Origin of the sequence: Comamonas sp. GB3 AK4-5 (genome assembly GCF_041320665.1) — a bacterium.
GTDB lineage: Bacteria > Pseudomonadota > Gammaproteobacteria > Burkholderiales > Burkholderiaceae_C > Comamonas.
Genome location: NZ_CP166730.1, coordinates 1452478 through 1466685, shown reverse-complemented (window position 1 = coordinate 1466685; position 14208 = coordinate 1452478). Strand labels below are relative to the sequence as shown.

Sequence of the window (14208 nt, the reverse complement as noted above, 5' to 3'; positions counted from 1 at the left end):
CGTACAAGAGCAGCGGCCCGATACGGGCCGCCTAGGTGACGCAAAGCTGCAGCCAGGCAGCAGCAGCGCCCGCTTACTTGCCCAGGATTTGCTTGATCTTGTCGGTCTCGAAATGCTGGCCGCGCTCGTCCTTGGCCGGTACGCAGTCGCGGGCCGACAGCTGTTCGGAGAGCTTTTCCACCACGGTCCACAACTTGGCCAGCTGCTCCTCATGGCAGGCCGCGCCATCGACCAGGCCGCGCATGGCCTGGGACAGCGGGTCGTCCTCCTGCGTCACGCCATAGGCCGTGAAAGGGCCTTCCTGGCCCGAGCAGGGCGAGACAATGGCGGCCGGGCGCATGGGCTGTGCGCTTGCGGCGTCGGCTACCGGGCTGGGTTGCATATCGCCCACCTCGGTCACATCGGCGCTGCTGCCTTCCCTGGAGGGGATGATGCGGGCCGGAATGCCCACGGCCGTGGCACCTGCGGGCACGGGCTTGATGACCACGGCGTTGCTGCCGATCTTGGCGTTGTCGCCCACCTCAAAGCCCCCCAGCACCTTGGCGCCGGCGGCCACCACCACGTTCTGGCCCAGTGTGGGGTGGCGTTTGCTGCCCTTGTACAGCGAGGTGCCGCCCAGGGTGACGCCGTGGTAGATGGTGCAGCCATCGCCCACCACGGCGGTTTCGCCGATGACGACGCCCATGCCGTGGTCTATGAAGACGCGCTGACCAATCACCGCACCGGGATGGATTTCAATCCCCGTGAGCCAGCGCCCCATATGGGAGATAAAACGCCCCAGCCACTTGAGGCCATGCGTCCAGCACCAGTGCGCCGGGCGCTGCAGCCAGATGGCATGCAGACCGGGGTAACAGGTGACGACCTCCCAGGTGCTGCGTGCCGCGGGGTCGCGGTCGAGGATGCACTGGATGTCGGAGCGCAGGCGGGAAAGCATCAGGTGTAACAAAGTAAAGACAGGGCTCGCCAGTCTAGCGATTTGCGGGCTGGCTCATCAGCATGCGTTTGGCGACACCGCGCAGGATGTGGATTTCTTCCTGCGTCAGTTGCGCCCGGTTGAACATCTGGTTGAGGCGCGGCATCAGCTTTTTGGGCGCGGCCGGGTCCAGAAAACCGATATGGGTCAGCGCCTGTTCCCAATGCGTGAGCATGCCCCCCACCTGGGCCACATCGGCACGCAGCGGCTCGGGCGCATGCTCCTCCACGGGGAAGCCACCCAGGGCCTGGCGCCATTCATAGGCCACGACCTGGATGGCGGCGCCCAGGTTCAGCGAGCCGAACTGGGGGTTGGACGGAATCGACAGCGCTACATCGCAGCGGTAGACATCGTCGTTGCTCATGCCAAAGCGCTCGCAGCCAAACAACAGGCCCACGCCGGTCTGGTTGCAGGCCGGCTGGGCTGCATCGGCCACGGCAGAACCTGGAGCCAAATCGCCCTCAGGCGCAGGCGCAGGCGCAGAGCGCACATCCAGCTCACCTTTCATGAGCATCTCGAAATGCTGGCGCGGCATGCGCGTGGGCGGGCCAAAGTCGCGCGGCGTCATGGCCGTGGCGCACAAATGGCTGATGCCATCCAGGGCCTCGTCCAGCGTGTCCACCACACGGGCATTGGCCAGCACATCCAGGGCACCGCTGGCGCGCTGTATGGTTTCTTCCTTGCGCAGCACATTCTCCCAGCGCGGACGCACCAGCACCAGCTCGTCAAAGCCCATGGTCTTCATGGCCCGCGCGGCCGCGCCTACGTTGCCAGCATGGCTGGTCTCAATCAGTACAAAACGGGTTTTCATCACACTCAATCTTGGTTGTCCATGGCCTTGTGCTTGGCGCTCAGCCCCTCACCCACACCATCTCCCCGAAGCGGCTCTGGGGCTGTCGGCAGGTTTTTTTAAAGCCAGTTAGAATCTCGCCCCTATTGTCGCTGTCCGCATCGCCGGGCGTGCGTAGAGCACCGGAAGCCAGTCATTTCACTGTGCCCCGGTGGCTTCAAAGAGTTCTTCATCCGCTGCGAGCGGTGCGTCATGCTGGTTGTTGTCTGAGAAAAGTTTGTGCGAAGTACAGCATGCGCGCGTCCGCGGCCTAGCCCCCAACGCTTACACAATCTATGTCGACCAACCTGCACCCCATGCTCAACGTGGCCATCAAGGCCGCCCGCGCCGCTGGCGCTGTCATCAACCGCGCTGCCCTCGATGTGGAGAACGTGCGCGTGGCACAAAAGCAGGTCAACGACTTTGTGACCGAGGTGGACCAGGCTTCCGAGCGCACCATCATCGAAACCCTGTTGGGCGCCTATCCCCAGCATGGCATCCTGGCCGAAGAATCCGGCACCGAATACGGCAACAAGAACTCCGACCACATCTGGATCATCGATCCCCTGGACGGCACCACCAACTTCATCCACGGCTTCCCCGTGTACTGCGTCAGCATTGCCCTGACCTACAAGGGCAAGATCGAGCACGCCGTGGTGTATGACCCCAGCCGCAACGACTTGTTCACCGCCACCCGTGGCCGTGGCGCCTTCCTGAACGAGCGCCGCATCCGCGTCTCCAAGCGTGCCCAGCTCAAGGACTGCCTGGTCTCCACCGGTTTCCCCTTCCGTCCCGGCGACAATCTGCGCCAATACCTGCAGATGTTTGCCGACGTGACCGAGCGCGTGGCCGGCGTGCGCCGCCCCGGCTCTGCCGCGCTGGACCTGGCCTATGTGGCCGCCGGCTTCACCGATGGTTTCTTTGAAACCGGCCTGTCCATCTGGGACATCGCCGCCGGCAGCCTGCTGGTGACCGAGGCTGGCGGCCTGGTGGGCAACTTCACCGGCGAAGCCGACTTCCTGGAGCAGCGCGAATGCCTGGCCGGCAATCCCCGCGCCTATGGCCAGTTGGTGGGCATCCTGGGCAAGTACAGCAAGTTTGCCGGCGTGGACGACAAGCTGGCGGTGCAAGCCAGCCTGCAGCAAGACACCGCTGAATAAATCCGCAGCTGCACAAGCCCGCACCTCTCGACACAAGGAGCCCATGGGCTCCTTGTTTTTTGCCCGCAGCACTCTGCCCTCCACAGTTTGCACATATTGGTCTTCGATAATTCTTGATCGGCCCGCAACAGCCGGGTGCTATTGCATGAATGGACATGGCTTCTTTCTTTGAGTTCTTCAGCCAGCACTGGCAGCTGGCCATCGATTGGGTGAGCACACAGGCCGTGGTGCCGGTGGTGCAGGCCCTGGACATTGCACAGGCTGCCGGCGAGCCGCGCGAGATCGCAGAGGCCGTGCTGATCGCCGCCATCCAGCTGCTGTTGATTGCGGCGGTGATGCGCCCACTGGAGAGCCTGCTGCCCGCCGAGCACTGGCAGGACCGGCGCCTGACCACGGTGGACCGCAACTTCACGCTGCTGATGCTGCTGGGCCTTTTTCCACTGTTCAGCTTTCTGGTGCTGATGCCGTTTGCGCATTTGCTGGGCGCCGGCCCCTCGACCACCGAGGCCAGCGGCCTCAAGGCCCTGCTGCCGTGGTTTGAAGACCACCCCTATGTGTTGTTTGCCGTGTATTACATGGTGTATGACTGCGTCTACTACTGGATACACCGCGCCCAGCACATCATTCCCTGGTGGTGGGCCATGCACAGCATGCACCATAGCCAGCGCCAGATGGGCTGCTGGGCCAATGACCGCAGCAATTACCTGGATGGCATGTTGCAATCCATCATCCTGGCCTGCGTGGCCCTGGCCATGGGCGTGGAGCCCGCCGAGTTCGCGCTGCTGGCGCTGCTCAGCGAGCTGGTGCAAAACTTCTCGCACGCCAATGTGGCGCTGCGCCTGGGCTGGCTGGGCAAGGTGGGCGAGCGCCTGTTGATAGGCCCGCGCTTTCACCGCAATCACCACATGCTGCGGGATGCGCAGCGGCCCCAGCGCCACAACTGCAACTTCGGCCAGGTCCTGCCCTGGTGGGACCAGCTTTTTGGCACTGCCCTCTATCACGATGAGCCCATGCGCCCCACGGGCGTAGGCGACCCCGTGGTGGACGCCGACAACGGCATGGGCGTGATTGCCATGCAGTGGTATACGCTGCAGCGCTTTTGGGGAGCCGTGCGCTGCCGCGCGGGCTGGCGCCTGGGCGATGTCTCCTTCAGCGGGCCGGGTTATGCCCCCATTCACGACCAAGACCTGGAAGCCCAGGCCCTCTCCTCCTCAGCACCTCCGCTCTCCGGCGCCATGCCAGACACCCGGCAGAAATCAGCCTCCCGGCGCCCATAGAGACCTACCAGCACCTGCAGGCACCTGCCAACAGCCGCCGCACCTCCCCGATCCGGCGGTTTTTTGTGGCTGCCACACTCAATTGAACTCAATCACGAATGAGGCGGCAGACTGCATGCTCCCTGGGCGCACGCTATCGCCATAGCGGTAGTACTCTGCCTGGATGGGAATGCTGGCCCCGCTGCTGCCAATCTTTCCCAGCGAGACGGTTTCGTTGTCCGCAAAATAGCCATTCACATAATTGGGGGAACTCAGCACAAAGCCAAAACCCGATGCGTTGCTCCCCTGACCTTCGTTCTGGGTTTTGAAAACCACATTCTTGCCCTGGTAAGACGCCATGCCATACATGCTATTGATGCGGATGGACGCCGTCATATCCCCCGAGCAAGCCACATTCAGATAATCCTGTCCCTTGGCCTCTTGCTGGGAAAATCCAGTCGAGGGAAAGTTGTCAACGGTGATGGTGGGCAAATCAATATGCAAGTCCCGGTTGGTCACCTCACAGCTGGTGATGGCCTTGATATTGAACTTGGCCCGATAGCTGAAACCACGTTGCTGGTTGGTTGGCGTCAAGCGTATCGCCCCCAGATAAGGCGCATTGTCTCCACCCTGCCAGCTGTAAAGCGGTTTTGGATTGTCCACCGCTGCATAAATATGCAGCATGGAGCCATTCGGCGTCGTCCACTCCCCTTCCTGGGGCTTCTTGGTTCCACCCAGGCTAAAGGGGTAGCCCTCCCACTCAATGGTGTAGGCGTAATCCGCCCCGCCATAGAAGATGTAGAAGGCTTCGCGGCCATCAATATTCCCGTAGTATTTGGCCTTGCGGCCATCCGGGCTGGAAAACGCATACAGCAAAAGCTCTGTCCCCGGGTCACAATGGCCCACAGGGGTGTTTACGTTCTGCTCCCGGCTGAAAGGGACTGAGCCGATAAAATCACCCGCCTTGATATTGCCCGTCACATCCAACACGACCTCTGCCATCATGGTGCCGTGGTTGATGCCGCCAGGCGCACAGTCGGCAAATGCCCTGTGCATCCACCCCAGCGAAAAAAGCAGTATCCAAGGGAGATAACGAATCATTTTTGTCATTGCAATTCCTCCTGATTGGGCAGGCATGCGGCATTCACCAGATACAGCCCGCCAGCCTTGTTGGCATGCTGAATATCAAAATCCATGCTGCAGTTTTTCTCCTGGCCATCGTGCAGCCAAGACAGTTCCAGCCTGCCCTTTTGGGTGGGCATCACCATATAAATCTGGTTGAAGCCACTGGCCACAGAGACCGTATCCGTATCCGCGATGCGCGCCTTGGCGCCTGTGGGGATTTCCTGGTTGTTCACCACGAACAAGGCCTTGTATCCCAGGCGGGTCTCAAAACGCGACAAAATCAGCGCACCCTTCGTAGGGAACAGATTGGTCACAACGTTGTTTTCAATTTCCACATTGTCGGGAATGGTGTCGGTCGACAGCGACACGGTGTTGCTGCGAAAAGCGCCCATGCCCGGAACAATGGCCAGACCCCAGCGATTGGTCTCAATCGATGCCTGGTTTTTGACCCGCACATTCTTGGCATCGGGCACCACCACCAGGGCATTGGATTCATGCAGCGAGCGCGACATGACGGCCCCGTACGGCGTGACCGTCATGGCACCCACCGCACCGAAACCCCAGTTGCGGTTGCCGCCTCCGGCATAGGCGTAGCTGGCATTCACATCGCCCATATTGCTGCGGTAAGTCCCACTCATCCCGCCATAAGCGCCCATGCCATGGTTGCCATAACCTTGGTAACCGCCCCAGGAAAGCTGGTTGTCCATGGCCGTGCCGCTCAGGCGCACGCTCTGGTCCATATCCTGATTCTGGTCGCGGCTGGCCGAATAGCTGACCGAGGTATTGCTTCGGGTCTGGCCCGTCAGCAATGACAAGGGAATGCTGGCCGTCACCGACACCGAGCTGCCCGTGTTTCCGCCAAAGCTCCACTCGTTGCTGTACTTGTTCACATACACGCCATAGGTGATGCTTTTGTACGAGCCGTTGTAGCCCAGGCTATAGGAGAGCGTGCTCTGGCCGCTCTGGTGCTCATAGCGCGACATATTCATGGAAAGCCCACCCAGGCCATTGGGCAATGTCTGGCTCAACGCCAGATTGAGCTGGGCCTTCTCACGGTCCGAATCCGGCGACATCACGGCCGAGCGAAAGCGGGCGAATCCATTGTTCAGGCTGCGCGAATATGTCATGGACAGCATGGTCGACGTCTCAAAGCCTTTGGCGTAATTGAGCTTCAAGGCATTGCCCAACTCAGTCCGGCCCTCGGGCAGCTTATGGGAGGAGCGGGTGAGGTCGGTGGCCAGCGCGCCCCAGCTGCCCAGGTTGGAGCCAACGCCCAACACCACAGCCTTGTAGTTTTGCGAAACCTGCAGGCCGCTGTAGACCGTGTGCTGTTCCGTCAGGCCATAGACCACCTCAAGCTGGTTGACATACTGGTTGGACACCGGCCCGGTGTCTTCTTGCAAGCGCCCGCTGCTGAAGCTGTATTTAAAGCGCCCCTTCTTCTCCATGATGGGAAGGGCTGCGTAGGGAACAATCGAGGTCTTCACCTCACCATCTGCCTCGCGCAAACTGACGGTGAGATCGCCGCCCATGCTGGCGGGGTAGTAATCCGTAATCGCATACGGGCCCGCTGGCACATTCGCCCGGTAAATGATGTTGCCGTTTTGCACCACGGTCAGCAGCGCATCGGTATTGGCAATACCCGAAATCGCCGGCACATAGCCGCGCTCGTTGGCAGACCGCATCTGCTCACTGCTTTGCAGCGACATCCCCCGCAGCTTGAGCGAATCAAACATGGACGACGACGAATAGGTGTCGCCCAGCGATACTTCGCTGCGTATGGCCACCAGGCTGCGAGATGCGCTGGTGTTGATGTGGTTCCAGCTCGATTGGTTGGTCCAGACCGAATAATTTTGCAAGCGCCAGGCCCCGATATTTACGCGAGGCCTCAGATTCAGATACTGGTTGGAGGAGCTGTCCTGGGTGGTGTAGGAGGAGAAAGCATAGTTCATGGAAAAGTGGTTGACACCGTTGTCCCACAGCTTTTCCTGGGCCTTCAGCAGGCGCTTTTCATCCACATGAATCTGCGGCACGGTCAAATTCAGCGAACGGTTCTCCCAGTTGACAATGAAGTCCACATAGTCGAGCTTGCTGGAGTCCACGCAAGACTGGCCTTCCCACGCAAACTCTTCGGCATCGTGCAGCTTCAGCCCAAGCTCTGTCAGCAGCTCCTTGCTCAGGCAGGGGGTGACATGACCTTGGTACAACACAAAATCCACCTCGCGCACCATGGCCAGCTTGCGGTTGATGTTCAGCCTGACTTCATAAGTACCCGGCAGAAATTCGTTATCTGCCAGGACTGCAATTTTTTCCTCGGTTTGCAATGCCTCGCCGCCAATGCGCAGCAGATCGGCATGGTAGTAATCCTCTGCCATGGCAAACTTCGCCATTGCAGCACACGCGAGCAGCACCGCACCTTGCAATTTATTTAGTTTGAAATCCAACATCCCCTCCCCTACCCGCCAGGGTGGATATAAATATTTATCTTCAATCGCAGAGTGTTTTAGGTCTTGATTCTGCCGCGCAAAACACCTGTTTATCTTTCTCAGCGCAGGAATTTATGTATACATTACAAATTCACATTCGCTGAAATATTCATGAATCACTGAATTCCAAACTCCTGATTCAATGACACACCATAGTCATTGATGTAGTTCACACGCACAAGGCTTTTCGACTTTGGAGCCTCTTCCAAGTCGATACGCGCCGAGCTATGCGGAGCAATATACCCGGGGTTTTCCACGGCTTGCTCATTCACATAAATATTATTCGTATTGATATATACCGCACTGGGATTTTCCAATACCAGTTGTTTGCCTTCCACCGCAACCTTCAACTTCTTCACTTCTTCCGCGACCTGCACATCACGCAGCACATCGGGGCGGTGGAGCAGCTTGATTCTATTGACCAAGGAATAGCGCAGCACATTGACTCCGTCCTTGGAAGTTGGCTCCACGAACTTGATATTGATCCAGTACAGCGATTCCCTGTCCGTCGGCTGCGCGCTGTTGCGAATGATCTGAATGGATTGTTTGGAATCACCCTTGAGCTTGAACAGCGGCGCCACCGCCAGGAAGTCCATGGTGTGCTTTCCACTGGCATCTTCTATCCAGGACTGCACCAGATAGTTTTTCCCCCCCTTGTTCGCCACCGTGACTTGCTCACTCTTATTGCTTTCTTCATACACCAGGCGTGTGGCTTCCACAGAAAACGCCGCCCAGCTATTGCTCAGTCCAACACAGGTAGTAGCCACGAGAAACAATATTTTCTTAATCATTTGTTATTTCCTCCAATGCATGAATAAAACCTGGTGAAGAAAAAGGGCGGCACCTGCCGCCCCCGTGAGACACGAATGGTTTTTAAAACACCATGTGTTTTGCTTATTTCAATTGTAGCTGATTTTATAGTTAAAGTTTCCATTCGCATCTCCTGGAGTCACGGTGTCCGCCAGACTCACATATTTACCCACCAACTCGATGGTGGCCTTATTCGTCCCTTTATCAATCGGGTAGTTATGCACCAGCGACAGGCTCAGCGGGTTGGCCATTTCTTTTTTATCAAAGAGCTGAATGCCGACATTCCCTGCATTATTGCTACCATCATCCAGCTTAATCGTATATTTATCCCCTGAAACTGTCGTTGCTTCCAACTGCAGCTTCGCCTGACTCTTGCCTTCCGGGCAATTGGTCAGCTCGAATTTCACCTGCCCTTCCATGCCGGAACCGCCAACCAGATCGCCCGCCTTTTTGAAATCAGCCACACCATAAGTTCCCATGTTCACGGTGGCATCTTTTGCACCCGGCTGGCCGTTCACCACCACTTCACAGGTCGAGGCAATGATTTTCCCCTTCATATACACCCTGCCGGTGTTGGTGCTGGCCGATTGAGCATGGGCCACACCAGCGGCCAACAGAGCTGCACAGAGAATAGGCTTCAGAAAATAGGACTTCATGGTGACTCCTTGAAAACTTTAAATGACGATTGATGCGTATATGCTCTTTGAATACATTCAAGAAGAAGTTCTAAAAACATATTCATCAAACATTAGCCCTAATGCTATACACTCGATTACAGTTTTCTTTAGGATTTTTCCCAAAACCAATTTTTTCACCGAAGCTAATACTCACCCTCTCTGCGAATTAATCCCTAATTCTTTCAAACAAGCTGCCTGAGTATTAGGAAAAATCCCAAAAAATCAAATCAATTATTACTATGCCGTAACCCTGCCCATCGCCTGGCTTCAAAAGGCATTTTCCTGAAAAGTAAGTACCCGCATTTGAAATTCATTTTGAGACCATTCGGTGTCAATCAGACATGCACAAGATGCTTACACGGTCTCAATATGGCTTGCTCGCGACCAAAATGAGAATAGGAATGCGCATCACATTCCAACCGTCCCGCCGCAAGAACACAACAGCATGGAATGCCCAGGCAGTGGCTCACACTTCAGCACGGCCAGTCCGCAAGACATCCTCAGCAACGCCCCGGTATTGCCATCCGGGATAATGGCCGGCTGATCCCCACGCGCGGCCTGGCGCTGCGCGTGGCACATGACGCACGCCCACCCGGTTCAGGCCAGCGCCTCATCTTGAGGCCCCGGCCCGTGCCCTTTTGGTGGGCGCAAGTCCTCAAGGAATTCCACTTTGCACAGCCCGGCTCCCACCTCTTCCGACACCCAGAACGAAACCCCTGCGCCCGCAGCCACGCCCCAAAGTGCGCCGCTGTCGGCCCATACGCCCATGATGGCGCAGTATCTGGCGATCAAGGCGGACTACCCCGACACCCTGGTGCTCTACCGCATGGGCGACTTCTACGAGCTGTTCTGGGAAGACGCCGAAAAAGCCGCCCGCCTGCTGGACATCACCCAGACCACGCGTGGTCAGTCGGCGGGCTTTCCGGTGGCCATGGCCGGCGTGCCGTTTCATGCGCTGGAGAGCTATCTGGGCCGCCTCATCAAAATGGGCGAATCGGTAGCGATTTGCGAACAGGTGGGCGAGGTCGGTGTGGGCAAGGGCCCGGTGGAGCGCAAGGTGGTGCGCGTGGTCACGCCCGGCACCATCACCGACAGCGAGCTGCTGAACGACAAGCAAGAAGCCATGCTGCTGGCCCTGCACACCGCAGGCCGCCAGCGCTGCGGCCTGGCCTGGTTGAGCGTGACGCAAGGCCGCATCCATATGGCCGAATGCGGCGCCGACGAGCTGGGCGCCTGGCTGGCACGCATCAACCCCAGCGAAGTGCTGTACAGCGCCGGCGTAACCGAGCGTTTTGAAAAAGGCCTGTACGCCCTGCGCCAGTCCGGCAGCCTGGCCGCACCACTGACACCGCGGCCCGACTGGCAGTTCGACAGCGGTCTGGGCAAGCGCAAGCTGCTGGAGCAATTGGGCAGCGCCAACCTCAATGCCTGGCATGCCGAAGACCTGCCCCTGGCCCATGCCGCCTGCGCCGCGCTGCTGAGCTATGCCGAGCACACCCAGGGCCGCAGCCTCACCCATTTGCACAGCATTCAGGTACAGCGCGATGACGAGCTCATCGCCCTGCCCCCGGCCACCTGCCGCAATCTGGAGCTGGTCAAAACCCTGCGCGGCGAAGACGGCCCCACGCTGTTTGCGCTGCTGGACACCTGCATGACCGGCATGGGCAGCCGCTTGCTCAAACACTGGCTGCTGGAGCCACGCCGCGACCGCAGCCATGCCATCGCCCGCTTGCAGGCCACCCAGGTGCTGCGCGGCCAGGGCAGCGGCACAGCGCCCTGGCAAAGCCTGCGCGACGCCATGAAGGGCGTCAGCGATGTGGAGCGCATCACCGCCCGCACCGCCTTGCGCCAGGTGCGCCCGCGCGAGCTGGTGGCCCTGGGCAAGACGCTACACAAAGCGCAGCAGCTGGCGCTGTCTGGCAATGCGCCTTCGGACTATTTGAACCAGATTTTTGCCGACCTGGTCCCACCCGAAGGCTGTGCCGAGCTGCTGACCCGCGCCATCCAGGAGGAGCCCGCCGCCCTGGTGCGCGACGGCGGCGTGATTGCCACCGGCTTTGATGCCGAGCTGGACGAGCTGCGCGCCATCCAGGACAACTGCGACGGTTTTTTGCTGGAGCTGGAAGCCAAGGAAAAGCTGCTCACCAACATTCCCAATCTGCGCGTGCAGTTCAACAAGGTGCACGGCTTCTACATCGAGATCACCAACAGCTATAAGGACGCGGTGCCCGAGCGCTACCGCCGCCGCCAGACACTGAAGAACGCCGAGCGCTACATCACGCCCGAGCTCAAGGCCTTTGAGGACAAGGCCTTGTCCGCGCAGGAACGCGCCCTGCAGCGCGAGAAGCTGTTGTACGAACAGGTGCTGGACCAGCTCCAGCCCCATGTGGCCGGCCTCACCCGCGTGGCCCAGGCCCTGGCCGCGCTGGATGTGCTGTGCACCCTGGCCGAGCGCAGCCTGACGCTGCAGTGGTGCGCGCCCGAGTTCACGCAGATTCCCTGCATCGAGATCGAAGCCGGCCGCCACCCCGTGGTCGAGGCGCGCATGGCCGAAACTTCGAGCGGCAGCTTCATCCCCAACCACACGCAGCTGGGCACGAACACCCGCATGCAGATCATCACCGGCCCCAACATGGGCGGTAAGTCGACCTATATGCGCCAGGTCGCCTTGATCACGCTGCTGGCCAGCATGGGCTGCCATGTGCCGGCCGCACGTTGCCTGCTGGGCCCTATCGACGCCATCCACACCCGCATTGGCGCGGCGGACGACCTGGCCAATGCCCAGTCCACCTTCATGATGGAGATGACCGAGGCCGCGCAGATTCTGCATGCCGCCACGCCCCATTCCCTGGTGTTGATGGACGAGATTGGCCGCGGCACCAGCACCTTTGACGGCCTGGCCCTGGCCAGCGGCATTGCCACCCAGCTGCACGACAAAACCAAGGCCTTCACCCTGTTTGCCACCCACTACTTTGAGCTGACCGACCTGCCCGCCAAGGCCAAGGCCGCCATCAATGTGCATGTGGGCGCGGCCGAAGCCGGCACGGACATCGTCTTCCTGCACGAAATCCAGCCCGGCCCCGCCAGCCGCAGCTACGGTATCCACGTGGCCAAGCTGGCCGGCATGCCCGCCGGCGTGCTGAATCACGCCCGCCACGCCCTGGCCACGCTGGAAGAACGCGCCAACGAGGACCGCCTGCAGGTGGACTTGTTTGAAGCCCCGCCCACCGCCGACACCGACCTGGGCGCCAGCCCCATCGATGCGGCCCTGGCCCAGATCCACCCCGACGCCCTCAGCCCGCGCGAGGCGCTGGAGGCGTTGTACCAGCTGAAGAAGCTGGCACAACGAACTTGACCCCTTGGTATGACTCCTTCCCCTTCGGGGGAAGGTGGGGATGGGGGCGGCCCCCTGAACAGCGGCCAGCACCTGGGAGGCATGTGCGCCGCTGGCCCCCACCCCAACCCTCCCCCGCGAGGGGAGGGCGTTAAAAGCAGGAGCAGCCTGTGCGCTGCACAGCTAGATCTCAGATAGTTTTCTTTTTCAAAGCTGCCCTATAAAGGCATCAACAGCTCCTGTTTTTACACCGCAGCATTTGAGCGCCACACACAAAAAAATGCCAGCCCGGTTCACCCAGGCTGGCATTTTTACTGGCAGTTCAATGTCTGCCGGAGCGTGCCTTCGCAGCCCAGTGGGCATCGAATCAATCCCCACAACGCCCAGACAGCGCTTCAGGCGCGGCGCTGGCCCGCAGACAGTATCGAGATACGGCAAGGGCCAGCAACAAAGCATGAAGCGCTGTATGGGCGCCCCAAAACGAAACGCAGCCCCAGCCAAAGGCTAAAAGAAATCAATCGTGCCAGCTCACCAGGCCGCTGTAGGCGGTGGCGAGAACAATGATGCCAAAGGCAATCCGATACCAGGCAAACGGCACAAAGCTATGGCTGGAGATATAGCGCAGCAACCAGCGCACGCAAATCCAGGCACTGATAAACGAGAACACCAGGCCTACGGCAAACAACGGAATATCGGCCGTGCTCAGCAGGGCGCGCTCCTTGTACAGGCTGTAGACGCCCGCGCCAATCAACGTGGGAATGGCCAGAAAGAAAGAGAAGTCGGTGGCCGCTTTGCGCGACAGGCCCATCAGCATGCCGCCGATGATGGTGGAGCCGCTGCGGCTGGTGCCGGGGATCATGGCCAGGCATTGCACCAGGCCGACCTTGAGCGCATCCAGCGCCGTCATATCGTCCACGCTGTGCACCCGTGTGGCCGATGCAGGCCGGCGCTCGGCCCACAAAATAATAAAGCCACCCAAGATAAAGGTGGTGGCCACCACGGTGGGGGTGAACAAATGCGCCTTGATGAATTTGCCAAAAATCAGCGCCAGCACCACGGCCGGCAAAAAGCCGATCAGCACATTCAGCGCAAACTTCTGCGCCTGGCGGCTGCTGGGCAGCTCCACCAGGGTGCTGCGAATCTTTTCCCAATACACCAGCACCACGGCAAAAATGGCGCCGGTCTGGATGGCGATATCAAAGACCTTGGCTTTCTCGTCGGTAAAGCCCAGCAAAGAGCCCGCCAAAATCAAATGGCCGGTGGAAGAAATGGGCAGGAACTCGGTCAAGCCCTCCACAATGCCCATGATGGCGGCCTTGAGCAGCAGTACAGTGTCCACGGTGTTTTGTCATGCAAATAGGGAAGCCGGCATTATCCGTCCCCGCAATGACCGTCAGATGAACAGTCGCCCCATTGCCGATGTCTCGGCCTCTTCCTGGACCTGCGTGCACCGGCCAGGCACAGCATGTCCCAAACTGATCGATAGCCGTCCCACCTTGCCGGGACAGCACCGCAGCAGTGTCCGACCATGGGAGCCCTCATCCCTTGGAGTGCTTTC

The 14208-nt window shown here is 59.6% G+C and carries 10 protein-coding genes; 3 read left to right on the top strand and 7 right to left on the bottom strand.

Going from position 1 to position 14208, the window contains the following annotated elements; genetic code table 11:
• Positions 1-73 precede the first annotated feature (73 nt).
• Entirely contained in the window at positions 74-934 is an 861-nt protein-coding gene (gene cysE, locus ACA027_RS06525; RefSeq protein ID WP_370681588.1) for a serine O-acetyltransferase, read from the bottom strand.
• A 34-nt stretch (positions 935-968) separates the two neighbouring features.
• Positions 969-1784 (bottom strand): RNA methyltransferase, encoded by an 816-nt coding sequence (locus ACA027_RS06520; protein WP_370681587.1) that lies wholly within the window; start codon positions 1782-1784, stop codon positions 969-971.
• A gap of 314 nt (positions 1785-2098) precedes the next feature.
• On the opposite strand from ACA027_RS06520, the gene ACA027_RS06515 reads away from it, so the two are divergent.
• The gene (locus tag ACA027_RS06515) at positions 2099-2962 is read left to right on the top strand and encodes an inositol monophosphatase family protein (protein WP_370681586.1); all 864 of its coding nucleotides are present in this window, start codon (positions 2099-2101) and stop codon (positions 2960-2962) included.
• 155 nt (positions 2963-3117) lie between these two features.
• Positions 3118-4239 (top strand): sterol desaturase family protein, encoded by a 1122-nt coding sequence (locus tag ACA027_RS06510; protein ID WP_370681585.1) that lies wholly within the window; start codon positions 3118-3120, stop codon positions 4237-4239.
• Positions 4240-4317: 78 nt separating this feature from the next.
• On the opposite strand, the gene ACA027_RS06505 is transcribed toward ACA027_RS06510, so the two are convergent.
• The 4 genes from ACA027_RS06505 to ACA027_RS06490 form a co-directional block, all read right to left on the bottom strand.
• Positions 4318-5328 (bottom strand): fimbrial protein, encoded by a 1011-nt coding sequence (locus ACA027_RS06505; RefSeq protein WP_370681584.1) that lies wholly within the window; start codon positions 5326-5328, stop codon positions 4318-4320.
• Positions 5325-7733 carry a fimbria/pilus outer membrane usher protein gene (locus ACA027_RS06500; protein WP_370681583.1) on the bottom strand — a complete coding sequence of 803 codons (2409 nt, stop codon included), beginning with the start codon at positions 7731-7733 and terminating at the stop codon, positions 5325-5327. The genes ACA027_RS06505 and ACA027_RS06500 overlap by 4 nt, the downstream gene beginning before the upstream one ends.
• Before the next feature lie 212 nt (positions 7734-7945).
• Complete coding sequence (locus tag ACA027_RS06495; protein ID WP_370681582.1) at positions 7946-8620, bottom strand: molecular chaperone; 675 nt, start codon at positions 8618-8620, stop codon at positions 7946-7948.
• Positions 8621-8728: 108 nt separating this feature from the next.
• Positions 8729-9295 (bottom strand): fimbrial protein, encoded by a 567-nt coding sequence (locus ACA027_RS06490; RefSeq protein ID WP_370681581.1) that lies wholly within the window; start codon positions 9293-9295, stop codon positions 8729-8731.
• A 787-nt stretch (positions 9296-10082) separates the two neighbouring features.
• Here ACA027_RS06490 and mutS point away from each other — a divergent pair.
• Positions 10083-12671 carry a DNA mismatch repair protein MutS gene (gene mutS, locus ACA027_RS06485; RefSeq protein WP_370682527.1) on the top strand — a complete coding sequence of 863 codons (2589 nt, stop codon included), beginning with the start codon at positions 10083-10085 and terminating at the stop codon, positions 12669-12671.
• Positions 12672-13164: 493 nt separating this feature from the next.
• Here the strand turns inward: mutS and ACA027_RS06480 are convergent, their stop codons facing one another.
• Positions 13165-13989, bottom strand: coding sequence for an undecaprenyl-diphosphate phosphatase (locus tag ACA027_RS06480; RefSeq protein ID WP_370681580.1), 825 nt, complete (start codon positions 13987-13989; stop codon positions 13165-13167).
• Positions 13990-14208 lie beyond the last annotated feature (219 nt).

What these genes read in the sequence shown, in the direction of transcription:
- cysE (WP_370681588.1), bottom strand. Translation starts at nt 934, where the DNA reads ATGCTTTCCCGCCTGCGCTCCGACATCCAGTGCATCCTCGACCGCGAC.
- ACA027_RS06520 (WP_370681587.1), bottom strand. Translation starts at nt 1,784, where the DNA reads ATGAAAACCCGTTTTGTACTGATTGAGACCAGCCATGCTGGCAACGTA.
- ACA027_RS06515 (WP_370681586.1), top strand. Translation starts at nt 2,099, where the DNA reads ATGTCGACCAACCTGCACCCCATGCTCAACGTGGCCATCAAGGCCGCC.
- ACA027_RS06510 (WP_370681585.1), top strand. Translation starts at nt 3,118, where the DNA reads ATGGCTTCTTTCTTTGAGTTCTTCAGCCAGCACTGGCAGCTGGCCATC.
- ACA027_RS06505 (WP_370681584.1), bottom strand. Translation starts at nt 5,328, where the DNA reads ATGACAAAAATGATTCGTTATCTCCCTTGGATACTGCTTTTTTCGCTG.
- ACA027_RS06500 (WP_370681583.1), bottom strand. Translation starts at nt 7,733, where the DNA reads ATGGCGAAGTTTGCCATGGCAGAGGATTACTACCATGCCGATCTGCTG.
- ACA027_RS06495 (WP_370681582.1), bottom strand. Translation starts at nt 8,620, where the DNA reads ATGATTAAGAAAATATTGTTTCTCGTGGCTACTACCTGTGTTGGACTG.
- ACA027_RS06490 (WP_370681581.1), bottom strand. Translation starts at nt 9,295, where the DNA reads ATGAAGTCCTATTTTCTGAAGCCTATTCTCTGTGCAGCTCTGTTGGCC.
- mutS (WP_370682527.1), top strand. Translation starts at nt 10,083, where the DNA reads ATGATGGCGCAGTATCTGGCGATCAAGGCGGACTACCCCGACACCCTG.